Origin of the sequence: Paractinoplanes ovalisporus (assembly GCF_016834655.1) — a bacterium.
Classification (GTDB): Bacteria; Actinomycetota; Actinomycetes; order Mycobacteriales; family Micromonosporaceae; genus Actinoplanes; species Actinoplanes ovalisporus.
On sequence record NZ_JAENHP010000001.1, the window covers coordinates 274,539 to 297,977 of the forward strand.

The 23,439-nt window shown below is 72.7% G+C and carries 24 protein-coding genes and 1 pseudogene; 10 read left to right on the top strand and 15 right to left on the bottom strand.

Annotated features, from left to right (window positions below; genetic code table 11):
* Positions 1-7 precede the first annotated feature (7 nt).
* On the top strand, positions 8-1,114 hold the full coding sequence (locus JIG36_RS01280) for a Kelch repeat-containing protein (protein ID WP_203374100.1): 1,107 nt from the start codon (positions 8-10) through the stop codon (positions 1,112-1,114).
* Here the strand turns inward: JIG36_RS01280 and JIG36_RS01285 are convergent.
* Positions 1,111-2,181: an NAD(P)-binding domain-containing protein gene (locus tag JIG36_RS01285; protein WP_307872511.1), complete on the bottom strand. Its 1,071-nt coding sequence runs from the start codon at positions 2,179-2,181 to the stop codon at positions 1,111-1,113. The two genes, JIG36_RS01280 and JIG36_RS01285, sit on opposite strands and share 4 nt — an antisense overlap.
* A 124-nt stretch (positions 2,182-2,305) precedes the next feature.
* Between JIG36_RS01285 and JIG36_RS01290 the strand changes: the two genes are divergently transcribed.
* Positions 2,306-2,905, top strand: coding sequence for a TetR/AcrR family transcriptional regulator (locus JIG36_RS01290; RefSeq protein WP_203374102.1), 600 nt, complete (start codon positions 2,306-2,308; stop codon positions 2,903-2,905).
* A 97-nt stretch (positions 2,906-3,002) separates the two neighbouring features.
* Positions 3,003-4,016 carry a hypothetical protein gene (locus JIG36_RS01295; protein WP_203374103.1) on the top strand — a complete coding sequence of 338 codons (1,014 nt, stop codon included), beginning with the start codon at positions 3,003-3,005 and terminating at the stop codon, positions 4,014-4,016.
* Positions 4,017-4,100: 84 nt separating this feature from the next.
* On the opposite strand, the gene meaB is transcribed toward JIG36_RS01295, so the two are convergent.
* Genes meaB through JIG36_RS01315 form a run of 4 tightly spaced genes read right to left on the bottom strand, consistent with a single transcriptional unit; the run spans position 4,101 to position 10,051 of the window.
* Entirely contained in the window at positions 4,101-5,060 is a 960-nt protein-coding gene (gene meaB / locus JIG36_RS01300) for a methylmalonyl Co-A mutase-associated GTPase MeaB (RefSeq protein ID WP_307872512.1), read from the bottom strand.
* Positions 5,053-7,233 carry a methylmalonyl-CoA mutase gene (gene scpA / locus JIG36_RS01305; RefSeq protein ID WP_307872513.1) on the bottom strand — a complete coding sequence of 727 codons (2,181 nt, stop codon included), beginning with the start codon at positions 7,231-7,233 and terminating at the stop codon, positions 5,053-5,055. The genes meaB and scpA overlap by 8 nt, the downstream gene beginning before the upstream one ends.
* Positions 7,230-9,041, bottom strand: coding sequence for a methylmalonyl-CoA mutase subunit beta (locus tag JIG36_RS01310; RefSeq protein ID WP_203374104.1), 1,812 nt, complete (start codon positions 9,039-9,041; stop codon positions 7,230-7,232). The genes scpA and JIG36_RS01310 overlap by 4 nt, the downstream gene beginning before the upstream one ends.
* A gap of 14 nt (positions 9,042-9,055) precedes the next feature.
* On the bottom strand, positions 9,056-10,051 hold the full coding sequence (locus JIG36_RS01315) for a DUF418 domain-containing protein (RefSeq protein WP_203374105.1): 996 nt from the start codon (positions 10,049-10,051) through the stop codon (positions 9,056-9,058).
* Positions 10,052-10,645: 594 nt separating this feature from the next.
* Between JIG36_RS01315 and JIG36_RS54595 the strand changes: the two are divergent.
* Both JIG36_RS54595 and JIG36_RS01325 read left to right on the top strand, forming a co-directional pair.
* A pseudogene (locus JIG36_RS54595) lies at positions 10,646-10,720 on the top strand (hypothetical protein); the annotation flags it as partial.
* 235 nt (positions 10,721-10,955) lie between these two features.
* Complete coding sequence (locus JIG36_RS01325; protein WP_307872514.1) at positions 10,956-11,591, top strand: response regulator; 636 nt, start codon at positions 10,956-10,958, stop codon at positions 11,589-11,591.
* Here the strand turns inward: JIG36_RS01325 and JIG36_RS01330 are convergent.
* From JIG36_RS01330 to JIG36_RS01370, 10 genes are all read right to left on the bottom strand, one after another.
* Positions 11,588-12,301, bottom strand: coding sequence for a tetratricopeptide repeat protein (locus tag JIG36_RS01330; RefSeq protein ID WP_203374107.1), 714 nt, complete (start codon positions 12,299-12,301; stop codon positions 11,588-11,590). The genes JIG36_RS01325 and JIG36_RS01330 overlap by 4 nt on opposite strands.
* Positions 12,302-12,318: 17 nt before the next feature.
* Entirely contained in the window at positions 12,319-12,909 is a 591-nt protein-coding gene (locus JIG36_RS01335) for a hypothetical protein (RefSeq protein WP_203374108.1), read from the bottom strand.
* A complete protein-coding gene (locus tag JIG36_RS01340) occupies positions 12,906-14,237 on the bottom strand; it encodes a hypothetical protein (protein WP_203374109.1) in 1,332 nt (443 codons plus the stop codon). The genes JIG36_RS01335 and JIG36_RS01340 overlap by 4 nt, the downstream gene beginning before the upstream one ends.
* Positions 14,234-15,034 (bottom strand): ABC transporter ATP-binding protein, encoded by an 801-nt coding sequence (locus JIG36_RS01345; RefSeq protein WP_203374110.1) that lies wholly within the window; start codon positions 15,032-15,034, stop codon positions 14,234-14,236. Before JIG36_RS01345 ends, JIG36_RS01340 begins: the two co-directional genes overlap by 4 nt.
* A gap of 11 nt (positions 15,035-15,045) precedes the next feature.
* Entirely contained in the window at positions 15,046-15,840 is a 795-nt protein-coding gene (locus JIG36_RS01350; RefSeq protein ID WP_203374111.1) for a hypothetical protein, read from the bottom strand.
* Positions 15,837-16,388: an RNA polymerase sigma factor gene (locus tag JIG36_RS01355; RefSeq protein ID WP_203374112.1), complete on the bottom strand. Its 552-nt coding sequence runs from the start codon at positions 16,386-16,388 to the stop codon at positions 15,837-15,839. The genes JIG36_RS01350 and JIG36_RS01355 overlap by 4 nt, the downstream gene beginning before the upstream one ends.
* A gap of 72 nt (positions 16,389-16,460) precedes the next feature.
* Positions 16,461-16,589 (bottom strand): hypothetical protein, encoded by a 129-nt coding sequence (locus JIG36_RS53090; protein ID WP_268919484.1) that lies wholly within the window; start codon positions 16,587-16,589, stop codon positions 16,461-16,463.
* On the bottom strand, positions 16,586-18,184 hold the full coding sequence (locus JIG36_RS01360; RefSeq protein WP_203374966.1) for a copper resistance CopC/CopD family protein: 1,599 nt from the start codon (positions 18,182-18,184) through the stop codon (positions 16,586-16,588). The genes JIG36_RS53090 and JIG36_RS01360 overlap by 4 nt, the downstream gene beginning before the upstream one ends.
* Positions 18,185-18,406: 222 nt before the next feature.
* A complete protein-coding gene (locus JIG36_RS01365; RefSeq protein ID WP_203374113.1) occupies positions 18,407-18,868 on the bottom strand; it encodes a DUF4352 domain-containing protein in 462 nt (153 codons plus the stop codon).
* A 41-nt stretch (positions 18,869-18,909) separates the two neighbouring features.
* Positions 18,910-20,406, bottom strand: a complete 1,497-nt coding sequence (locus tag JIG36_RS01370) for a sialidase family protein (RefSeq protein WP_203374114.1) — start codon at positions 20,404-20,406, stop codon at positions 18,910-18,912.
* A gap of 184 nt (positions 20,407-20,590) precedes the next feature.
* On the opposite strand from JIG36_RS01370, the gene JIG36_RS01375 reads away from it, so the two are divergent.
* From JIG36_RS01375 to JIG36_RS01395, 5 genes are all read left to right on the top strand, one after another.
* Positions 20,591-20,938 carry a twin-arginine translocase TatA/TatE family subunit gene (locus JIG36_RS01375; protein ID WP_203374115.1) on the top strand — a complete coding sequence of 116 codons (348 nt, stop codon included), beginning with the start codon at positions 20,591-20,593 and terminating at the stop codon, positions 20,936-20,938.
* 1 nt (position 20,939) lies between these two features.
* Entirely contained in the window at positions 20,940-21,245 is a 306-nt protein-coding gene (locus tag JIG36_RS01380) for a twin-arginine translocase TatA/TatE family subunit (protein WP_203374116.1), read from the top strand.
* A 4-nt stretch (positions 21,246-21,249) separates the two neighbouring features.
* The gene (gene tatC, locus JIG36_RS01385; RefSeq protein WP_307872515.1) at positions 21,250-22,083 is read left to right on the top strand and encodes a twin-arginine translocase subunit TatC; all 834 of its coding nucleotides are present in this window, start codon (positions 21,250-21,252) and stop codon (positions 22,081-22,083) included.
* A 19-nt stretch (positions 22,084-22,102) separates the two neighbouring features.
* The gene (locus JIG36_RS01390) at positions 22,103-22,444 is read left to right on the top strand and encodes a nuclear transport factor 2 family protein (protein WP_203374118.1); all 342 of its coding nucleotides are present in this window, start codon (positions 22,103-22,105) and stop codon (positions 22,442-22,444) included.
* A 186-nt stretch (positions 22,445-22,630) separates the two neighbouring features.
* On the top strand, positions 22,631-23,407 hold the full coding sequence (locus tag JIG36_RS01395) for a hypothetical protein (RefSeq protein ID WP_203374119.1): 777 nt from the start codon (positions 22,631-22,633) through the stop codon (positions 23,405-23,407).
* Positions 23,408-23,439 lie beyond the last annotated feature (32 nt).

The following is a 23,439-nucleotide window of genomic DNA, read 5'->3' on the forward strand; positions in this document are numbered from 1 at the left end:
AACGCGCATGAGATACGGCTGGTTGGCGGTGGTGGCCGCGCTCGTGCTGGGCGGATGCGCCACGGGGGAAGCGGCGGAGTCGGCCGTGGGGTGGCGCACAGTGGCGGACGGGCCGCTCGGGCCGCGCGAGCAGTCGCTGGGCCTGTGGACCGGCCGCGAAGTTCTGATCTTCGGGGGCAGCGACGCACCACCGTGCCCGCCCAACGCCAGCTGCGCGATGGATCCGACACCCCTGCTCGACGGCGCCGCTCTCGACCCGGCGACCGGCACCTGGCGCACGCTCAGCGACTCGCCGGTGTCACTGCTGAGCGCTCAGGGCGTGGTCGTCGGGTCAAAGGCCTTCCTGCTCCCGTACGCCGTGACACGCCGACTCGTCGTCTATGACATCGACCGGGACACCTGGGACCGGTTGCCCGCGCCGTTCGATCCGCAGTCGGGTTATCAGCTCGTCGCGGCCGGGCCGCACGTCGTCGCGTACGGGGGAAGCGACGAGGTGCGGCCCGGCCAGGACTACCTGCTCGATCCGCGGACCGGCAAGTGGACGGCGCTGCCGGACGACCCGCTGGGCCCGGCGTGGGACCGTGCGATGACGTGGACCGGGCGTGAGCTGGTGCTGTTCGACCACGAGCTGATCCCCAACCCGGGCGCCGAGGGCCCGACCCTGACCCGCGCGGCGGTGTTCGACCCGGGCTCCCGGGCGTGGCGGCGCCTCCCCGAATCCCCCATGCTCTCGACTGGGCCGTGGCTGGCGACCGGCGGCCGGCTGGTCAACCCGGCGCTGGGCACCGAGGACGGCGGCGAGGTGGGCAACTGGGGACGCGACGTTCCGTACGGGGGAATCCTCGATCCGGCCTCGGGCGCCTGGTCCCCGCTGCCCGAGGCACCCTCCGGAGGCGGCGGCGCCCTCGACGGCACGAGCGCGCTCTATCCCGGGCTTGTGAACCACGTTCTCGACACGCGGTCGGGCCAGTGGCAGACCGTTCCGGCGCCGCCCGGAGACGACACCAGCGGGCACACGGTGGTGACCGCCGGGCGGGAGCTGGTGCTCTTCGGCGGCGCCCACAAGCACAAGACCCTGGTCGGCACGACCTCGATCTGGACGCCGAAAAGTTAACGGGCTACGGGCGCGGGCAGGTGGCGCACCAGCGCGGCCACCGCGTCCCGGCCGGCCCGGTTGGCGCCGACGGTCGACTGCGACGGACCGAAACCGATCAGGTGCACGCGCGGGTCGGCGGCGACCTGGGTGCCGATCATCCGGATGCCGCCGGCCGCGTTGCGCAGCCCGAGCGGGTCTAGGTGGCTCAGCGCGGCCTTGAACCCGGTGGCCCACACGATCGCGTCGACGGTGGTCACGGAGCCGTCCGATTCCCGTACGCCGTGAGGTTCGATCGCCGTGAACATCGGGCGGCGTTCCAGCGCGCCGCGTTCCTTGGCCGCCACCGCGTACGGGGTCCAGGCCAGCCCCGTGTAGGAGACGACGCTGCCCGTGGGCCGTCCGGCCTCGACGTCCGCGACCACCTTGGCGATCACCTCGCGGCCGGCCACCTCGGGCTCGAAGCCGTCGGTGCGGAAGACCGGTTCGCGCCGGGTGTACCAGAATGTGGTCGCGACCCGGGAGATCTCCTCGAGCAGCTGCACGGCCGAGATCCCGCCGCCGACCACCGCGACCCGTTTCCCGGCGAACTGGTCGGCCGACACGTAGTCGTGCGTGTGCAGCTGGATCCCGGCGAACGTCTCGCGCCCCGGATAGTCCGGCCGCACCGGGTTGGTCCAGGTGCCGGTGGCGTTGATGATCGCCTGCGCCGCCCACTCCCCGGCGCTCGACTCGACGACCAGGTCAACCCCGTCCTCCCGTACGGCGGTGACCCGCACCGGCCGCAGGATGGGCGGCTCGAAGGTGCGCTCGAACGCCGCGAAGTAGCGAGGAACCGCCTCGCGGCTGGGCTCGCTCGGATCGAGGGGCGGTTTCGGCAGCCCCGGCAGATCGAAGATCCCGTTGACGGTGGCCATCCGCAGCGACTCCCAGCGGTGCCGCCACGCCCCGCCCGGCGCGTCCTCCCCGTCCAGCACGACGAACGTGCGGGCCGAGCCGCCGGGTTCCCCGAGCGCGCTGACGAACCCCCGCCGCGCCAGATGATAGGCGGCCGACAGCCCCGACTGCCCGCCGCCGATCACCACCACCGTTGCCGATCTTCGCGTCACAGTCCCCGACAACGCGTGACGCCGATCCGGCATTCCGACCTGGTAGACATCAGGTTGTCGACCGGTCGGTCGAAAAATGAACCGATCGTGCTAGCCTTCGACCATGCGGTCTGAGGGGCAGCTCTCGTTCGTCGAGCAGGCTCGCCGCCGCCAGTTCGTGCAGTGCGCGCTCGAGTCGTTGCACGAGGCAGGCTTCGCCGGCACCTCACTGGCGGCGGTCGCGCAGCGGGCCCAGATCTCCAAGAGCGTCGTCGTCTACCACTTCGGCTCGAAGCAGGCCCTGCTCGAGGCGGTTGTCGAGACCGTCTACGCGAGCGCGGTGCCCGACATCATGGCCGCCCTCGAAGCGGCCGAGGGACACCGGGAACGCCTTCTGGCCTACGTCCGGATCGCCGTGCTGTTCGCGGCCGACAACGTACGGTCCCTGATCGCCGTAGGCGAGATCTTCCGCAACCTGCGGCGCCCCGACGGCGCCCTGCGCTACACCGCGGCCGACGGCGAAGAACTGATCACCTTCGTCGAGGAGTTGCTGCGCGACGGCCAGGAGGCGGGCGAGTTCGGCGACTTCGACCCCCGCACGGTCGCGGTCGTCATCCGCGCCGCCATCGACGCGCTGCCCGACCGTTTCCACCTCGACCGTGAGCTGGACGGTCCCGACGTCGCCACCAAGCTGTGCGACGCCGTCGACCGGATGACCCGCTGACCGCAGGCCCGCCCGGCCCTCATCGCGCTGATCCCGGCCGGGCCGCAGCTGGCCCGGGCGCGGCGGGAACGGGCGGCGGGCCTGGCATGATGGCGCGATGGTCGACTGGGCGGGGCTCCGGCACGCGTACGGATCGGCGGAGGACGTTCCCGGCAACGTCGCCGCGCTGGGGTCAGCCGACGAGGACGAGCGGCGCGAGGCGTTCGGCGAGCTGTATACGAGCATCATCCACCAGGGCAACCGCTACTCGGCGAGCGCGGCCGCCGTGCCTCTGCTGCTCGATCTGGTCGCCGAGCCGTCCACCCCGGAACGCGACCTGCCGCTCTATCTGCTCGGGCTGATCGCGGTGGGTCCCGACGCGGCCTGGCTGCCCGGCGGGGTCCGGCCCGGCGATCTCGGGGACGACGAGGCCCGCGCGTACGAGGCGGTCGGCGCCGGGCTGGCCGTGCTGCGCCCGCTGCTGGCCGACGAGGAACTGGCCGACTCCGCCGCGTACATCCTGGGCTGGTATCCCGGCGACCCCGAGTCGCTGCGCGCTCTGGCCACGCGGGACAGCCCGGCCGCGGTGGTGGCGATCGGGTTGCTGGGCCGGCCCGAAGGTGTGCCGATCGCCGAGCGGGCGATGACCGACGACCGTCCGGGGATGCGCTGGGCCGGCGCCGTCGCCCTGGCCCGGCTCCGCGGTGCCGAGGCCGGGGCGGCCGTGCGCGATGAGCTGCTGGGCTGGGCGGCGAGCGCCCGGGAGGCCGACCACTTCGTGCCCTATCTGGAGGGCGACCTGGCCGGCTACGCGCTGCTCTCGCTGCCCCTGATCGGTGAGGACGCCCTCGAACCCGCCCTGGCCCGCCTCCGGCAGTCGACGGATGTGGCCGCGCTGACGGCGGTCGAGGTGGCGTTGCGGGCGGCGTTCCCGGCGGGGCCGATCGCGGCCGGCACGCCGTTCACCGCCCTCACGGCGCGTCAGCAACGCCTCGTGGGAGTGCTGGCCGGGCACGAACCGGACCTGGGCAACGTCAGCCTGGCGATCTCGGACTACGGACTGCCGCACGGCCCGGAGCGCCTCACGGCGTACGCCCACCCCGCTGAACCAGCCACCCACGACGGCCGCTGAACCGACGCCACCCGACAGCCGCTGAACCGACGCCACCCGACGGCCGCTGAGCCGGCGCCCGCGACGGCCGCGCCGAGGGGCGCTTTATGAGGCGTCGTACGCGGCCAGCAACTGCTGCGACGCCTGGGCGGGAGTGAGGGTGCCGGCGAGGATCTGATCCCGTACGGAATCGGCCGTCTCACGCACGGCGGGATCGGTCGCGAACCGGGTCAGCACGGCGTCGCGGGCCATCGACCACATCCACTCGACCTGCTGGCGGCGGCGACGGTCGGCCACGTCGGTCTTCTCGCGGTGGGCGGTCAGCTGCGCCCGGACTTCGTCGATGCCCGTGCCCTCGAGCGCGCTGCACGTCAGCACGGGCGTGGTCCACTCCGTCGTACGCAGCAAGCGCAGCGCACCCGAGAGCTCCCGCGCGGCCCGTCGAGCGTCCGGCTCATGGTCGCCGTCGGCCTTGTTGATCGCGATGACGTCGGCCAGCTCCAGGATGCCCTTCTTGATGCCCTGCAGCTGGTCGCCGGTGCGGGCCAGGGCCAGCAGCAGGAACGTGTCGACCATGTCGGCCACCGCGGTCTCGGACTGGCCAACGCCGACCGTCTCGACGATGACCGTGTCGTAGCCGGCCGCCTCCACGACGACAATCGCCTCGCGGGTGGCCTTGGCGACCCCGCCCAGCGTGCCCGCGGTGGGCGACGGCCGCACGTACGCGTTCGGGTCGGCGGCCAGGCGGGCCATCCGGGTCTTGTCACCCAGGATGCTGCCGCGGCTGCGGGTCGAGGACGGGTCGACGGCCAGCACCGCGACCCGGTGCCCCTCGCCGGTGAGCTTGCTGCCGAGGGCGTCGATGAAGGTGGACTTGCCGGCGCCGGGCACGCCGCTGATGCCGATCCGGTGCGACCCGCCCGCGTCGGGGGTCAGGGCGGCCAGCAACTGCTGGGCGAGCTCCTGGTGGTCGCGGCGGGTCGACTCGACCAGGGTGATGGCGCGCGCCACCCAGGCCGGTGTCCGGGCGCGCACCCCGTCCACCATGGCGGGCAGGTCAATCACCGCGCCGCCGGGACAGTTCGGCGAGCAGGTCGAGCGCGGCCTCGGCCAGCACAGTGCCGGGAGCGAAGATGGCGGCCGCTCCCGCCTCGCGCAGGGCGTCGTAGTCCTGCGGCGGGATCACCCCACCCGCGATGATCATGATGTCGGGGCGGCCCTGGGCGGCCAGCTCATCGCGCAACGCGGGCACGAGCGTGAGGTGACCGGCCGCGAGCGAGTTGACGCCGACGATGTGCACGTCGGCCTCGATCGCCTGCCGGGCCACCTCGGCCGGGGTCGCGAAGAGCGGGCCGACGTCGACGTCGAAGCCGAGGTCGGCGAACGCGGTGGCGACCACCTTCTGCCCGCGGTCGTGGCCGTCCTGCCCCATCTTGGCGACCAGGATGCGGGGCTGACGGCCCTCCTCCTCGGCGAACTTCGCCGCCGCGGCGCGGGCCTGCTCGATGTCGGCCACCTGGCCCGCCTCCTGCCGGTACACGCCGGATATCGTACGGATGCGGGCCGTGTGCCGTCCGAACACCTTCTCGAGGGCCATCGAGATCTCGCCGACGGTCGCCCGGGCCCGGGCCGCGTCGACGGCCAGCTCCAGCAAGTTGCCGGTGCCGGGTTCGCCGGCCGCCTTCGTGAGCGCCTCCAGGGCCGAGACGCAGGCGCCCTCGTCCCGCTCGGCGCGCAGCCGGCGCAACTTCTCGACCTGATTCGCCCGTACGGCCGCGTTGTCGACCTTGAGAACGTCGATCGGCTCGTCGGCGTCGGGGCGGTACTTGTTCACGCCGATCACCGGCTGGCGGCCCGAGTCGATGCGGGCCTGGGTGCGGGCGGCCGCCTCCTCGATCCGCATCTTCGGGATGCCCTCGTCGATCGCCCGGGCCATGCCACCGGCCGCCTCGACCTCGGCGATGCGCTCCCACGCCTTGACGGCCAGGTCGCGGGTGAGCCGTTCGACGTAGGCGCTGCCGCCCCACGGGTCGATGGCCCGGGTGGTGCCCGACTCCTGCTGGATGAGCAGCTGGGTGTTGCGGGCGATGCGGGCCGAGAAGTCGGTCGGCAGCGCCAGGGCCTCGTCGAGGGCGTTGGTGTGCAACGACTGCGTGTGCCCCTGGGTGGCCGCCATCGCCTCGACGCACGTACGCATGACGTTGTTGAACACGTCTTGCGCGGTCAGCGACCAGCCGGAGGTCTGGCAGTGGGCGCGCAGGCTCAGCGAGCGCGGGTCCTTCGGCTCGAACCCGCGCACCAGCTTGGCCCAGAGCAGCCGCCCGGCCCGCAGCTTGGCCACCTCCATGAAGAAGTTCATGCCCACGGCCCAGAAGAACGACAGCCGGGGCGCGAACGCGTCGATGTCGAGCCCGGCGGCCCGGCCCGCGCGCAGATATTCGACGCCGTCGGCCAGGGTGTAGGCCAGCTCGAGGTCGGCCGTGGCTCCGGCCTCCTGGATGTGGTAGCCCGAGATGCTGATCGAGTTGAAGCGGGGCATGCGCTGCGACGTGTACGAGAAGATGTCGGAGATGATCCGCATCGACGGCGCCGGCGGGTAGATGTAGGTGTTGCGGACCATGAACTCCTTGAGGATGTCGTTCTGGATCGTGCCGGACAGCTTCTCCGGCGCCACCCCCTGCTCCTCGGCCGCGATGATGTAGAGCGCCAGCACCGGCAGCACGGCGCCGTTCATGGTCATCGACACGCTCATCCGGTCGAGCGGGATGCCCTCGAACAGCCGCCGCATGTCGTAGATGGAGTCGATCGCCACCCCGGCCATGCCGACGTCACCGGTCACACGCGGGTGGTCGGAGTCGTAGCCGCGGTGGGTGGGCAGGTCGAACGCCACCGACAGGCCCTTCTGTCCGCCGGCCAGGTTGCGGCGGTAGAACGCGTTGGACTCTTCGGCGGTCGAGAAGCCCGCGTACTGCCGGACGGTCCAGGGCTGGTTCACGTACATGGTCGGGTAGGGCCCGCGCACGTACGGCGTGATGCCCGGATAGGTGTTGAGGAAGTCGAGCCCCCGCAGGTCGGCGCCGGTGAACAGCGGTGGCACCGCGATTCCCTCCGGCGTGTGCCAGGTCAGTTCCTCGGCCGGGCGTCCGGTTTCCTCCCGTACGGCGTCACGCCAGCCCTCGGCCGAGCCGGGCGCGAGCCCCGGCGACGTCAGCTGTGCGGCGGAGAAGTCGGGAATCACGGCGCCACCCCCAGGTCGTCCAGCGTGCTCGTGAGCAGGGCCACCGCGTCGCCTCCCATGTGGAGACACGCGTCGACACCGTCGTAGTCGCCCCGCCCGGCCAGCAGCACCCGCCGCGCACCGGCCTCGCGCAGCGCGGCCGCCTCGGCGACGGCGTGTTCGGCGTACACCTTGTCGGGCCCGCACAGGCAGGCGACCGGGGAGGGGTCGCTCGTCACCTCGATGCCGCCGGCCGCGAACAGGTTGGTGGTGAAGGTGAGGCGGGCGCCGTGGGCCGCCGCCGACCCGAGCGTGACCAGCCGCACCGCGGGCCGCGCGCCGGTAGCCGCCAGGTGGGCGTCGCTGCGGTCGCGCAGCCGCTCGAAGGCCTCGGCGTAGCGGTGCCGCGGCAGCCCTCCCCCGGGCGGCGGTGCGGCGGGCCTTCGTTCGGGCACGAGATCGGCCAGGTTCGGGAACTCGCTGACCCCGGTGATCGGGTCGCGGCGGTGGGCCAGGTTGGCCTCGCGGGCCGTCCACACCTCGGCCAGCCGGTCGGCGATCAGGCCGCTGCCCAGCCCGGCCGCGAGCCCGCCCGCCTTCTCGATGGCGGTGAACCACTCCCAGGCGGCGACGGCCAGCTGGTCGGTGAACCGTTCGACATACCAGGAGCCGCCGGCCGGGTCGAGCACGCGGGCCACGTGGGCCTCCTCGACCAGCAGGGTCTGGGTGTTGCGGGCCAGGCGGCGAGCGAGATTGTCGGGCCGGCCGAGCTGGTGGTCGAAGGGCAGCACGGTCACCGCCTCGGCCCCGCCCACGCCGGCCGCGAAGGTGGCGATGGTGGTGCGCAGCAGGTTCACCCACGGGTCGCGGGCGGTCATCATCGCGGCCGACGTGACCGCGTGCTGGCGTTGACCGCCGTGTTCGGGCGCCCCGCACAGCTCGGCGATCCGCGCCCACAACCGGCGGGCCGCGCGCAGCTTGGCGATGGTGGCGAACTGGTCGGCGGTCGCCGCGTAGCGGAACTCGATCTGGCCGAGCGCCTGCGGCACGCTCAGCCCCGCGTCGGTGAGGGCCCGCAGGTAGGCCACGCCGGTGGCGGCGGCGCAGGCCAGCTCCTCGACCTCGGAACCGCCGGCGTCGTGGTAGACCGTGGCGTCGACGGTCACGGCCCGCAGCCCGGGCGCCTCGGCCACGCAGCGGGCGGCCAGCGCGGCGGCTTCGCTCAGGCCGAGGGCCTCGCCGGTGCGGGCCTGCCATCCGAGCGGGTCGGCGCCCAGGTTGCCGGCCACCTGGCGGGCGTCGACGCCCCGGGCGGCCAGCAGCTCGAACCAGGCGGTGGCGGCCGCGACGGTCTGGTCGCCGGCGTCGAGCACCACCGGGGCCAGGTCGAGCAGGACGCCGTCGAGGGCCTCGGGCAGCCCGTCGAGCGGCAGGGCGCCGCCGCCGAGGACCAGCCACAGCGAGGTGGTGCCGTTCTCCAGATCGCCCAGCGCCGCCTCGCGGACGTCTTTGGGCACGGGCTCGGCGTAGCGCTGACGCACGTCCCAGCCCGACACGACCGCACCGGCAGCACGAGCGCCTCGCACGAAGGGCGGTTGGCCGGGCAGCCCGGTCGGGGGCAGGTCGGCCGAGCCGGCGGTCTGGAGGGCGTCGATCGCCGGTCCGCCATAGGTGACAGTGGCCAGAAGCTCCTCGACCGCCTCGGGCCCGGTGTTCTCGTCGGCGGCACCCGAGCGGCGTAACGCCGCCAGAGCCAGGAGGCGCCACTGCTCGGCGCTCGCGGCGGGGAAATCCGCGCCCAGCGACAGGTTCTCCGACGACGTCGTCATGCCCCGAACTTACGTTAAGGGGTACCGCCGCGGGAGTTGAGGGGTGAGAGGGGTTTGTCACGCACGGGGACCGCCCGCCACCAGGTAAGACAGCGCCACAGCCATTCGAGCGGGCCGTAGCGGAAGTGGCGCAGCCACAGACTGCTCAGCCCGGCCTGGAGAACGCCGATCGCGGCCCCGGCCAGAACGATCGGGGTGTAGCCGGTGGCGCCGCCCAGGTCGAGGAGGGCGTCGGCGGCCAGGATCAGGGCCGAGGCCAGCACGTAATTGGTGAGCGCCATACGACCCATCGGCGCGAGCACCGCGTCCAGGGGGCGGCGCAAGGGCGTACGCATGAGCAGGAGGAACCCGATTGTGAACAGGAACGCGCACACGGTGCCGGCCGGAAGGATCCGGTAGTTGGAGGTGGGACCGACACCGGCCCGCCACTGCAGCCAGAGCATCGCCGCGGCGACCGGGAGCACGACCGCTAACGCGATCCCCAGCTGACGGCCGCGCTGCTCCAGGGTGTCGGGGATGCCGTACTGGGCGACGGCCATGCCCAGCAGGAACAGGCCCGGGATGACGAACAGGCCGTTGAACGTCAGGCTCGCGGCCAGGGTGAGCACGATGCCCAGCCCCAGCACCCAGCGGCGGGAGAGATAGGACGCGGGCAGCAGCACGGCGATGCCGAACGCGGCATAGAACTTCAGCACCTCGCCCGGCTGCAGCAGCGTGTGCAGCGCCGAGAAGACGCCGAGCCACAAGAGCCGGCGCAGCAGCACGAGCCGGGGCTTGGCGGTGCGGTTGCCCGCCGTGCGCAGGAACAGGGCGAAGCTGACGCCGAAGAGCAGGGAGAAGATCGGGAACGGCCGTTGCACGAAGAGCGCTTCCCAGACGTACGCCCCGGGGTGGTCGCTCGCCGGGCCCTCGGGGCGGGCGAAGCCGGTCATCTGGACGATGTTGAACTCGACGATGCCCGCCAGCGCGGCTCCGCGCAGGGCGTCCAGCTCGTGAATGCGGCGTGCCATGCATTCCAGGCTTTCGCACCCGTATCGACCACCGATAGCGCCACGAGTCGCGACCGGACACTACTTTCGTATGCTCCAGACATGCCCCGGCGCCGGACCCTCGACACCGCTGTCGACTTCCTGCTCGCCATCGTGGCCGCGGTCGCCGGCGCCTTCCTGGAGTGGGCCGACCGCGACCACGCCTCGGTCGTCGTCCAGGTCGCCGGGGCCACCACCCTGCTGCTGCGGCGGCGCCACCCGTACGCGACGGCCGGCATCCTCGCGGCGCTCAACCTGTTCGTCCCGGTGTGGGCGACACTCCTGGCCCCGTACGCGGTAACCGCTTTCGGCCCGGCGCTCGGACGCTTCCGGGCGTGGGGCACGGTGGCTCTGCTCGCGGTGACGTTCCTGATCGGGGCGCGCGCCTGGCAGATCGACGACCCGTTCACGGCCCCGGTCGTCATCGTCTGCTCGGCGCTGCTCGGCCTCTATGCCCGGGCCCGCACCACACTGGCCGAGGAGACCACCCGCCGCGCCACCGAGCAGGCCCGGGCCGACGAGCGGGTGCGGCTGGCGGGCGAGATGCACGACGTGGTCACCCACCGCGTCAACCTGATGGTGCTGCAGGCCGGGGCGCTGCGGGTGAACGCGCCCGACGACCCGACCCGCCAGGCGGCCGACGAGCTGCGGACCGCGGGCGTGCAGGCCCTGTCCGAGCTGCGCGACCTGGTCGGGGTGCTGCGCGACGGCCACGACCCCGGGCAGCGGCCGCACGGCGACGGCGAGCTCGACGGTGACGTGGAGGGGCTGGTGGAACAGTCCCGGGCGGTCGGGCTGCCGGTGCGGCTCACGACAACCGGGGACGCGAGCCGCCCGTCGCCGGTGGTGCGGCGCACGATCGTCCGGGTCGTCCAGCGTGATCCGGGTGCTGCTCGTCGACGACGAGCGGATGGTGTGCGCGCACCTGCGGACGATCCTGTCGGCCGACCCCGGCATCGAGGTCGCCGGAGAGGCCTACGACGGGGCCGAAGCGGTCGAGGCGGTGGTGCGACTGAGACCCGACCTGGTGCTGATGGATCTGCGGATGCCCGGCGTGGACGGGCTGACCGCGATCGAGCGCATCGCCGCCTTCCCCGATCCGCCGCGCCTGGTCGTGCTGACCACGTTCGACCACGACGAGTACGTGCTGCGGGCGTTGCAGGCGGGCGCGGCCGGGTTCCTGGTCAAGTCGACCGCCCCCGAGGACCTGGTCGACCTCGTGCGCGCGGCGGTCGGCGGCGGGACGGTCCTCTCCCCCGTGGCCGCCCGGCGGCTGGTCGGTGTGGCCGACCACCGGCAGCGGGTGCGCGACCGCATCCGCGACCTGACCGAGCGCGAGGCCGAGGTCCTCGCGGGCCTCGGCAACGGGGAGTCCAACCTGCGCATCGCGCGCCGCCTGCACCTGTCCGAGGCAACTGTCAAGGGCTACGTGTCGCGGCTGCTGGTCAAGCTGGACTGCGACAACCGCACCCAGGCCGGGCTGCTGGCCCAGCAGGCGGGCCTGACCTCGGAACCCGGTTAGAAGACCTCACGGGGGCCGAGGAGCTGCCCCCGGGCGTACTGGTGGGCAAAGGTGACCGGGCCCAGGGCCTCCAGAGCGGCTTTCCGTACGGCGGTCAGGTCGGCCGCGTCGTCGGGGTCGGGCACCTGGCCGAGGGCGGCGAACGCGACGTCGGTGACGCCGACCATCAACGCCGCCCGCTCGTGGTTCCCCTCGGCCTCGGCCAGGGCGGCGCCGGCCAGGCACACGTACGGCACGAAGTCGTCCCACCCGTGCCGGAACACCCGCTCACGGCCCGCCGCGAACAACTCGCGCGCGACCTCGAGGTGGCCCAGGCCGAGCTCGCAGAACGCGAGGTTGTGGTACTCGGAGTTGACCGTCTCGGCGCGGCCCAGCGACTCGTTGACGGCGATGCTCTCGCGGTAGAGCCCGATCGCCCGCTCGAGGTCGCCGGACATGCGGGCGACCGCGGCCAGCACGTGCCGCGGTCGCTCCTCCAGGCTGCGGTCGCCCGAGCGCTCCGCCACCTCGAGGGCCTCGACGGCGCGGGCCGCACCGAGTTTCAGGTCGCCGTCGCGGATGGCGACCCGGGCCAGGCTGTAGCGGGCCTCCACTTCGCCCGCCACGTCACCCGCGGCCCGCGCCCGCTCGATCTCGGCCTCGCTCATCCGCACCACGGCGTGGTCGTCGCCCCGCCGGAAGGCCGATCGCACCCGCACGCTGAAATGCACGACGACAAGCTAGCGCGTCACACGTCGTCGCGGTTGCGGGCTCCGGCGACCGCCCAGGCCACCAGTCCCGCGACGGCGAAGGCGGCGGCCAGGTACGCGGCCGGTCGGTTGCCGGGCGGCTGGGCCTGCCACGTGGCGAGCGCGCCGGCCAGGCTGGTGGGCTGCGGGAAGATGGCGGCGACGACGGTCCAGCCCACCGGCAGGAACCACGAGCGGGCGGCGCCGACGAGGCAGGCACCGAGGGCGGTCAGCCCGGCCAGGCCGGCCGCGTCGCGCAGCACCAGGACGGCCGGGCCGAACCTGGCTCCGGTGACCAGCGTGGCCAGCAGCACGCCGAGCACCACGGCCAGCACGCCCAGCAGGTGGGCCACGCGCCGCCACGGCCAGCGGATCGAGGCGGTGCGTTCCAGGCTCTCGTCGGGCGCGGCCAGGGTCGTCGAGAGCACCCCGACCATCAGCACGACCGTCAGGACGACCGTGAGCCCACCGGCGTCGCGTTCGGTCGAGAAGATCAACCACAGTGTCCAGATGACGGTCACGCCGCCGATCGCCACCGACAGCGCCAGGGGCACCCGCCGGGACCGCAGGTAGAGCAGGGCCGGGTTCATCGGGCGCTCCGCGACAGCAGGCCGGTCGTGTCCTGGCAGTTCACGATCGCGTCGCGAACGGCCACGACACGGGCCAGCGCCTCGGCCTCGGGCAGCTTGCGCAGGGCCCGCCAGAGCGGGACGGCCTCGGCGTTGAGCGACGGCTCCTCGAAGGTGACCTCGGGGATCAGGCCCTGGTCGGACACCGGCTCGCGGCCGAGCAACCAGGACACCGCGGCCCGTTCCACCGCGGGGTTGCGCGGGCACTTCAGGTCGCCGCGCACGCCCAGCCCGTTGACGACGTCATAGATCACCACGTCCGGGTGGGCCAGCCCACCGTCGCGGTCGAGTCGCAGGGTCAGGGTGACGACGGTGTCGTCGCGGGGCTGCTCGTACTCGTCGAGCGTGAAGGCAGTGGCGTTCTCGTGCACGGCCGTGGGTGCGCCCGGCATCTTCGCCAGCACGGCCAGACCCTCCCGGGCCTTCGGGGCCAGCGCGCCGAGCACGTTCCGGTTGACCCGGGTGACGCAGACCTTCGGGGCGTCGTCGGTGCAGACGAGCTCCCGGGCCACCGGGTCGACCGGGGCGGTGAGCGTGTCGTGGTCACGCGGGACGACCGCCGTCGCGAGGCCGAGCCCGATCAGGGCGGGCAGCACGGCGGCGGCGCGGGCCTTGGCGTTGCCGGCGACGAGCAGGACCACCCCGGTGACGGCCAGTGCGACCATCCAGATCGACACCGCCGCGCTGACCCCGCCGGCGATGGTCTGGAAGCCGTAGAACTGGCCGGTGCCATACATCGGGGACAGCACCGCGGCCAGCCAGTCCGGGTTGGTGACGGCGCTGAAGAAGACCAGCAGCACGCCGGCCACGCCGAGCACGGGGGCGGTCGCGAGGGCCGGGAACAGCCGCCCGAGGCCCAGCCCGAGGCAGGCCGCGGCGACCAGCGACAGCACGCCGACCGCCGTGATCACCAGGAAGTCGGGCGAGAAGTAGTGCGAGGGCGAGAGCAACGAGGCACCGCCGGCGGCCACCACCAGCACGTACGCCACGGCCAGGGCGCCGCCCATCGCGGCCAGCACCGGCATCATCCGCTGCGACCGGGGCCGGGGTGTGCTGGTGAACAACTCCCCCACCTGGGCCCGGTGCTCGCGGCGGCCCTGCCAGGCGCCCGCGGCCAGGGCCAGCGGCCAGAGCAGGATCGTGTATTCGCGGCTGGTCATGGCGAGCGAGACCCAGCCGGTCGACCAGCGGGCAGGAGCGACGTAGAGGGCGGTGACCCCGACGGCGAGGGCGAGCAGGGCGGCGCCGAGGGCGGCCGAGCGCTTGAGTTCGATGCCGTAGACGTTCATCGGGCCGCCTCCGCGCGGTGCCGGCGCAGGATCGCCGAGTAGCCGCGCTCGGCCGCGCTGTCGCCCGCGTGCCCGGCGTCGCCCTGGGCGATCAGCGAGGCCGGGGTGCCCTGCCAGACCAGGCGGCCCTCGTTGACCAGCACCACCTCGGTGCAGGCGGCGGCGACGTCCTCGACCAGGTGGGTCGAGACGAGCACGCAGCTGTCGGTGCCGAGGTCGCGCAGCAGCTCGCGGAAGTCGAGGCGCTGTTCGGGGTCGAGGCCCACGGTCGGCTCGTCGAGCAGCAGCATCTGCGGGTCGTTGACGATGGCCTGGGCGATGCCGGCCCGGCGCAGCATGCCGCCGGAGAGCGTCTTGAGGCGGGCGTCGGCCTTGGCGCTGAGCCCGACCCGGTCGATCGCGCGCTGCACGGCCGACGGGATGCCGGCCTTGGGCATCTCCTTGAGCCAGGCCATGTACGCCACGAACTCGCGCACGGTGAAGCGGGGGTAGAAGCCGAAGTGCTGCGGCAGATAGCCCAGCGCGCGCCGCACCGGGCGCAGGTCGGCCCGGCCGTCGACCGGGCGGCCGAGCAGCGTCAGGTTCCCGCCGGCAGGGCGCGCGACCGTGGCCAGGGCGCGCATCAGCGTGGTCTTGCCCGCGCCGTTCGGGCCCAGCAGGCCGTGTACGCCGTCGCCCAGCCGCAGTTCGAGGCCGTCGACGGCCAGGTGGCGGCCGGCGCGCACCTTCAGCGCCTGGGCGTGGATGGCCCACGGGTGGGTGGTGGCCGCCGTCTCGGCAGTCGTCACCGCTCGCATAGAAGAGCTCCTTAGGAGAGGGGAAGGCGCCGGAAACTGGCGGCGCGCAGGAACGTCAGGGCGGTCAGCACGACCGTGAGGGCGGCCCACGCGCCGGCGCTGGCCGGTTCGAGCAGCGCGGGCAGGTCGGCGGCGGCGATGCTGGGCGCGACCACGACGGTGGTCCAGGCCACCATCAGGGCGATCGCGGCCCGGTGGACCCCGATCGCCGATCCCAGCAGCAGGGCGGCCGCGGTGAAGGCCAGGCTGGGCAGCAGCATCAGGGCGAGCTGCTGGAAGCCACCGGCCACGGCGAGCACCGGCACGACCAGGGCGAGAACCGCGGCCGTACGGCGGAGGAGCATGGTCAGCCCGGTGGCCGGAGTGCTCGACACGAGCTCCCAGGCCGGGTCCGCGCGGCGGCTCCACGCGGCCGCGACGCCGGGCAGCGGCGCCAGCGGGGCCAGCAGCAGCACGACCGACGGCAGCTGGGGCAGAAAGTGGTTGAGCAGCGCGGCGGCGGCCAGCACGGCGACCGTCATCGCGATCCAGGGCAGCAGCGTGGTCACGAACAGGCGCTGCCGCAGAGGCAGCCGCACCTTCGCGGGCCGGGGCGGGGCGGGGTCGGCGGCGATCTGGGCGTCGAGGCGACCGGCGATCGTGGCGATGACCGCGCGGGACTCGTCGGTGGTGCTGCCGGCCAGGCGGGCCCGGCAGTCGGCGCAGCCTTCGAGGTGCACCTCCAGCGACCAGACACTCGCCTCGTCCAGGCCGGGGTCGGACGCCGCGTACCGGGAAATGGTCTTCAACGTGGGGTGGATGCTCATGACAGGGCCTCCCGCAGGGCGATCCGGGCGCGGCGGATCCGGGATTTCACGGTGTTCTCGGGGACGCCCAGCAGCACGGACGTCTCCCGGATCGAGAAGCCGTCGAGAACGGTGGCCCGCAGCACCTCGCGGGCCTCGGCCGGCAGCAGGGCCAGGGCCTGTTCCAGCTCCTGACCGACGCGGGCGGCCATCACCTCGTCCTCGGCGGCCGGCATGACGGTTTCGGTCAGCGGCACCGGGGGCAGCTGCGTGTGCCGGGCCCGGCGGCGGAACGCGTCGACGAGCCGGTGGGCGGCGATCGTCCAGAGCCACCCCACGGCGCTGCCCTGCGTCTCGTCGCCGGTGAAGCTCGCCGCGGCCCGCCAGACCGACATGTAGGTCTCTTGGAGCACGTCGGCCACGACGTCGGGATCCGCGCAGCGCCGGCGCAACCGGACTTCGAGCCAGGGCGCCGTACGGCGGTACAGCTCGTCGAACGCCCGGCGGTCGCCCCGGGCCACGCGGCGGACGAGTTCGCCCTCGTCAACCGCGTCCAGGCTTCTTTTCACACCGGGTAAGACGTCGCGGCGCGAGGAAAAGGGTTCAGCCCCGATGTGATCGCCGCCACACCCGGCGGAGGCCTATTGCGGGCGGTCGGTGCGGACGACCCAGGCGATCAGCACGGCCACGACGGCGAGCAGGACGGTGAACGCGGCCAGCATCAGCTCGCCGGTGTGCGTGGACTCTCCCAGCGCGTACAGGGTGATCACCTCACGGGGACGGTCGTGGTGACGGTGGCCTGGTCGATCTCGGACACCCTCAGAGTCATCGTCAATTGCCAGTCACCGGGGATCGGAAACGTGACGTTGCCCAGACCCTGATTGTCGATCACCGTGGCAACCGGGCTGTCGATCGCCTCGATGCCCTGTGACGGCAGCGACACCGACACCTTCCACTCGACCACCTTGAGCGGTTTGCCCTCGGGCGTGTAGGCGAACGCGTGCAGCGTGTTGTACTCGCCGATGGTGGCCGGGAAGATCTCGAACTGCACCGCGTAGAGCTTGCTGTTCAGCGTCGCCACGAAACCGCGGGACCGTTCCTGCGCGACGGCCTCGACATCCACCGTACGGCCGGTGGTGGTCTGCACGAGCACGGCGCTGGCGGCGAGCACGAGCACGGTGAGGGCGACCTCGAGACCGGCCGCGCGCCGCAGCTTGCCCGGCGTGGCGGCGGCGATCCCGCGGTTGACCAGTCGCCGCGACACGAACGCGACGGCCAGGATCAGCGCCAGCAGAGCGGTCTTGGCCAGGATCAGCCGGCCGTAGTCGGACGAGAACAGCGCGTCGAGGGTGCCGACCTGGATCAGCGCCTGGAGGGCACCGGCGGCCACCAGCCAGTAGACGGCGAACGCGGCCAGCCGCGACCAGGCGGGCAGGATCACGCGCAGTTCCCGGGTCTCGGCCCGGCGCAGCACGACGGCCACCAGCGCGACCAGCCCGCCGAGCCAGACCGACATGGCGGCCAGGTGGGCGGTGTCGGCCACGATCAGCAGCCACGCCTGCGGACCGGCCGCCGGGTGACCGGTCAGCGGCCAGGTGACCAGGATCGCCGTGGTGAGCGCGGCCATGGTCACCAGCGGCCGCCATCCGGCCCGGCGGCGCACCCGCGTGACCAGGGCGGCGGCGATGCCGAGCAGCACCAGACGGGCGACCATCCAGAGCCCGAAGTCGTCGCTGAGCACCTGGCCGAGCTCGGACGCCGACACGTCGAACAGGCCGGCCCCCGAGGACGCGGGTGCCTGCAACCAGATGCCGGCGAGCGTGCCGAGACCGATCAGGCCCAGACCGCCGTACGCGAGACGCAGCAGCCCCCGCCGGGAGAGCCGGCGCGGGAGCCAGAGCGCGAGCATCAGCACCGGGCCGAGGGCGAGGGTCAGACCGGCGTACCCGAGATATTTGCCGACGGCCGTGGCCGTCCGCACCGCCGGGTCGACCTCCTCGTCGGGCACGGTCGGGGCGTTCGCCGAGGGGGCGCCGACCGAATACGTGTAGGCGCCGGAGACCGGGTGGCTGTCGGCCGAGATGATGCGATAGCTCACGAGATAGGTGCCGAGCGGGCGGTCGGCCGGGCGCACCTTGATGACCAGGCCCTGCGGCGTCACCTCGGGGTCGCCGTCGTTGATCCGCTTGCCGTCGGGGCCGATCACCTGGGACCGGCCGGGCACGATCTGCACCTGCTCGCTGAACTGGAGCACGATCTGCTCCGGCGCTTCCTTGAGCACCGAGCCCTGCTGCGGGACGGCGGCGCTGAGCACCGCGTGCGCATACGCGGGTTGCGCGGGCCAGCACAGGGCGGCCAGCAGCATCACCGCGAGCAGGGCGGACTTGCGCACAGATCTCTCCCAACGTCCGGGGCAACACCTAAGCAACTTAGGTAATACGCTTCCGCGAGCCTTCGGCACCGGGAGTGATCATCGTGACGACACCTCGAACCCGCGTCGCAGCAGCGTACGGAATCGCTGCCGTGATCGGTTCAATGGCCGCCCTGGCGGTGGGGGCGCCGGCGCAGGAGCCGACACGGAGTGCTGCTAGCCGACCTCGACGGTGATACCCGTGGACGACTGCTGTTCGCGCAGCACGAGCGACGTGATCTCGGGTACGGCGTAGTACAGCCGGTCGGTGATCCGGGCGCCCGGGGCGAGGTCGTCGAGCAGCGCCGTGCCGTTGCGGACCTCGGCCACCGCGTCGGCCAGATGTTCGGCGCCCTGCGGGTCGTAGGCGCGGGCGAACGCGATCCCCGGCTTGCGGGCGGCGTCGCCGAGGTTCTTGACGGTGATGCCCACGGTGCAGGTGGTGTCGCAGTCGACGGAGTTCACCGTGTATTCGAACAGGCCGTCCTGGGTCACCGGCGTCCCGATCGCCGCGGTGTCGTTCGACGCCACGGGGGCCGGGGACTTCTGATTCCCGTACGCGAGGGAAAGCCCGGCCCCGGCCACGGCCACCGCCACGACGGTGATCCACGGCCAGTGCCGGGTTCGGGTGCTACGCATGCCGCCTGGAGTCGGCAGCGGCGCGGGCTACTTGAGGAACGTCACGGCACCGGGCGGTAGACCACATCGCCCTGATCGCCGGCCCGCAACCCGGGCACCGGGATGGCCAGGCCGAACCGGGCGCCGAGGTGGACCAGGCCGTAGTAGTCGCCGATGAAGCGGCCGGGCACGGCCGGGGCCTGGCGCATGTCGATCCGCGGGGCGCTCAGGGCGTGGGCCGGGGTCCAACGGCCGTTGAACAGCCGGTATCTGGTCCAGATGGTGGTCTCGAGCTCGGGCGTCGCCGTGTCGTCGTCGCTGAAGTCGAGATAGGTGAGCAGCGGCAGCCCGTGGTCGTTGACGGCCAGCTGCGGGAGGAAGGCCTGCTTGTCGGCCGCGCTCAGTCGGGCCGGCGCCGACCAGGTCAGGCCGCCGTCGCGCGAGGCCGACACGACGATCTGGCTGAGCGTGCCGCCGGAGAACGAGGCGTCCTGCCAGGCGACGTACAGCTCGCGGTGGCCGCGGCGCGGGTCGGCGGCGGTGGAGAGAAGGTAGTCGGCAGTGCGGATCCGGACGCCGCTGGCCGGGTCGGAGACCGTCTTGAAGGTCAGGGTGCCGATCTCGCGCTGCGGCTGCCAGGTGACGCCGCCGTCGGTCGAGCGCATGGCGGTGATGTGCCCGACGCCGTCAGGGGTGATCACGTCGGTCACCAGCACCAGCGTGCCGTCGCCGAGCACCTCGACCACCGAGGCGATCGTCTGCGCGTTGGGGCCGGGGTCGAGGATCGGGACGGCCTTCGACCACGTGCGGCCGCCGTCGGTGGTACGGGTGAAATAGGTCGGGCCGAAGGACGGGTCGGCCTCGGTGCCCTCGCCGGAGAGACGGTCCCAGACCGCGTACGCGTGTCCGGCGCGCCGGGGGTCGGCGGTGATCGCCGGCTTGTCGTTGAGCACGGCCGGATCGTCGTCGTCGATCAGCGTGCGCACCGGACCCCAGGTGGCGCCGCCGTCGGTCGAGGTGGACGCGAGCATGACGCTGTCGCCGTCGACCGGGTTGGTGGCCAGCGCGATCAGGTAGACCAGGCCGTCGGGGCCGAAGCTGACCCACGGGTTGGACGTCCGCTCGTAGTCGCCGCCGTTGGTCGCGTCGCCGCCCATGCACTGGGTGAAGGTCGGCGCGGCGGCGGGGCGCCAGCTGCGCCCGCCGTCACGGCTGACCGCGATGCCGATGCCCTGCGCGCCGCCGTTGGACCGGCGGTCCTGCTGCCAGGCGGCGACCAGGTGGCGCGAGTTGCGCGGGTCGACGTCGAGCGACGGTTCGACCTCGGCCCCCAGGAAGGTGGTGCCGGGTGTCTCGTCGCGGCAGCCGCTCGCATAGGGACTGTCGCCGCTCACCGGCCACGGCGGACCGGGCGGGGGCGCCGAGGCCGGACCGGGCAGGGCAGCCGAGACCGGACCGGGCGGGGCGGCCGAGGCCGGGGCGGGCGGGCCGAGGGCGGCCACCGCCGGGGTGATGGCCAGGGCCACCGCCGTGATACCGCGACTCCATCGCCGGTGCATCGCCGCCTCCTCCGCGCGCCGTCAGGGCCCGAACACTAACATCGAGCTATATGAAAGTAAATCAACTAGCGCCCCCACCAGCGGCGCGGCCGAGCATTTCCCAGTAGGCAGCCCGACATCATTGATTTTCGTCATCGGGTTCGCCTAGCTTGGCTATACGAGTTGCAAGCGACTGGGGGACGCGATGGGTTCCGTGGGAATCGGCGAACTGCTTCTCATCTGTCTCGCCGCACTGCTCGCCGCGGGCCCCGACCGCCTGCCGGCCATGGCCCGCGACATCGCCCGGACGATCCGTAGCCTCCGGGGCGTCGCGCACGGCCTGACCACCGAGCTGCGCCGCGAGGTCGGCCTCGACGAGGTCAGCGAGGTGTTCCGCAAGTACGGCTACGACCACTCCAAGGCGTCGCTCACGATGTCGGGCTCACTGCCACCGCCCGCGCCGCCGCGCGCCGGGCCGGCCGATCCGGGCCCGCCGGCGAGCGAGGCCACCGGCACGCCCGAGCCGCCGCCCACCACCCGACCGGAGTCCTGACATGCGCGACTGGATGATTCCCGCCCTGCTGATCCTGATCCTCGTCGTCTTCGGCTCGAAACGGCTGCCCGGCATGGCCCAGTCGCTCGGACAGTCGCTGCGCATCCTGCGCAAGGAGTCGACGCACGACCCCGAGCCCGAGACCACCGAGCCGGTGACCCCTCCCCCGCTGCCCCCGCCCGCGGCCACGCCACACGCCCCGGCGCCGCCGCAGGCCGAGTGGGGCCCGCCGCGTCCGGCGCTGCCGGCCGAGCGGCGCACGATCGCGGAGCCCGACGTCATCAGGCGCGACGCGCAAGGGCGGTGACCCGGTGAGCCTGCTCGGTCGCATGCGGCAGAGACGCAGCGCCCGGTTCGCCGGCGGGGCCGCCATGCCGCTGCTCGCGCACCTGGCCGAACTGCGCCAGCGCCTGGTGCGCATCGCCCTGATCGTGGCCGTCGGCACGGTCGCCGGCTACTACCTGTTCCACCCGGTCTTCGACTTCCTGACCGAGCCGCTGTGCGACCTGCCGCTCGAGGTCCGCAAGACGCTCGGCAGCGAGACCTGCTTCGTGTTCCACGACATCACCGGCGCGTTCGCGTTCCGCCTCAAGCTGGCGGTGATCATCGGGGTGGTGCTGACCGCTCCCCTGTGGCTCTATCACCTCTGGGCGTTCCTGGCGCCGGCGCTGCACTCGCGCGAGCGCCGCTGGGCGTACGGCTTCGTCGCCGTCGGCACCCCGCTGTTCCTGCTCGGCGCCGCCCTGGCCTTCACCATCCTGCGCCGCGCGTTCGAGTTCCTGCTCGGCTTCACCCCCGATTCGGCCTCCAACCTGATCGACGCCAACACCTACGTCACCTGGGTGGCCATGCTGATCCTGATCTTCGGGATCTCGTTCGAGGCGCCCCTGATCATCATCCTGCTCAACCAGGCCGGGGTGCTGCGCGGCAGCACGCTCACCAGGTCGCGCCGGATGGTGCTGGTCGGCCTGGCCGTCTACAGCGCGCTGGTCACCCCCGGGCAGGACGCGTCCACGATGGTCGCGCTGTTCGTCCCCATGTACGTCCTGTACGAGCTGTCGGCCGCACTCTGCCGCCTGCACGACCGCCGCGAGGATCGCCGGGCCGCGGCGCTCGCCCAGCCCGAAAAGCTCGACCAGACCTAGGGCCCAGAGAGGAGTCCGGATGGACGTCAGCCGGCTCGCCACCGAGCACGTGTCCCGCTTCAACCGGAGCGTCACCGCCAAGGACTTCACGGATTTCGTCGAGTCCTTCGCCGACAACGCGAACCTCGCCTTCGACCGCGCCCGCGTCGGGCCCTTCAAGGGCCGTGACGCGATCGCCCTGGCCTACCGGGTGAGCCCGCCGGACGACACCATCGAGCTGGTCGGGATCGACGAGACGGGCCCGGGCGACGCCGTCGTGCAGTTCGCCTGGACGACCGACCCGCACCGCAGAACCGGCGAGATGCTGATCAGCTGGACCCCCGACGAGAAGGTCAGAAATCTGGAGGTACGCCTTCCCTGAGCCATTCGCACAGCCATTCCGCATAACGCCTGCTCGGCCGATTCCCCCGTCGGCTGAGCAGGCGTTATGCCATTTTCCGGCCCGTTCCCGGGGCGCAAAATACGCCACCTTCAATGCCTTGACTCGAATCGCGCTCGGCCTATGCTTTAAAAAGATATAGCAGTCGATTCGAGGGGAGCTCGACCGATGACCACTGACGTAAGCCGCCGGGGCTTCGTGACCGGGACGGCGGCCACGGCCGCGGTCGCCGCCGGCTACGCCGTCCTTCCGGCCGCCGCCGCCGACCCCGCGCTGGCCGCCGCCCGGCGTTCCAGCGCCGAGCTCGTGCCCGGCAGCAAGCACTTCGCCACGATGCTCGCCTTCGGCGACTTCGTGATCACCGACAGCGGGCAGCTGCTGTTCTCCAAGCCGGAGACCGTCGGCCCGCCCAAGGACCCGGAAGAGGTGATCATCGCCTGCGCCGGCATCCAGGGCATCAGCGGTGTCATCACCGACACCGAGGTCACGTCGGAGAACGGGCGGCCGAGGGTCGGCGCCCGGCGCATCCTGACCCACTTCCAGTGGGACAACCCGAGCGTGCTGATCGAGCAGAACCCGTACCGCACCAGCGCGGGCTTCCTGCTCGGCGACGAGGAAGGCGGGGTGGAGGCGCTGCTGCCCGGCAAGGCCTCCTTCCACCAGTACCTCATCCTCACCGCCTATGACCGGCCGCTCATCAACGTGCAGCCGATGACCATGACGGCGGAGAACGTCACGGCCTGGCCGCCGGTCGGCGCGACGTTCCGCACCGAGGGCCCGACCGACTTCTACGACCTCTCCTCGCTGGAGCGGCCGAACGACATGGGTTCGGACCTGATCCCGGGCGCCACCAAGGTCGCCACCCTGGCGGCCTGCGCGGCCGAGGTCATGAGCCAGGTCTTCGTGCCCTCGGTCGAGGGCGTCAAGGTGCCGCGGGTCGGCTGACACGTACATCCGGAACGCCGGTGCGGGGCGGT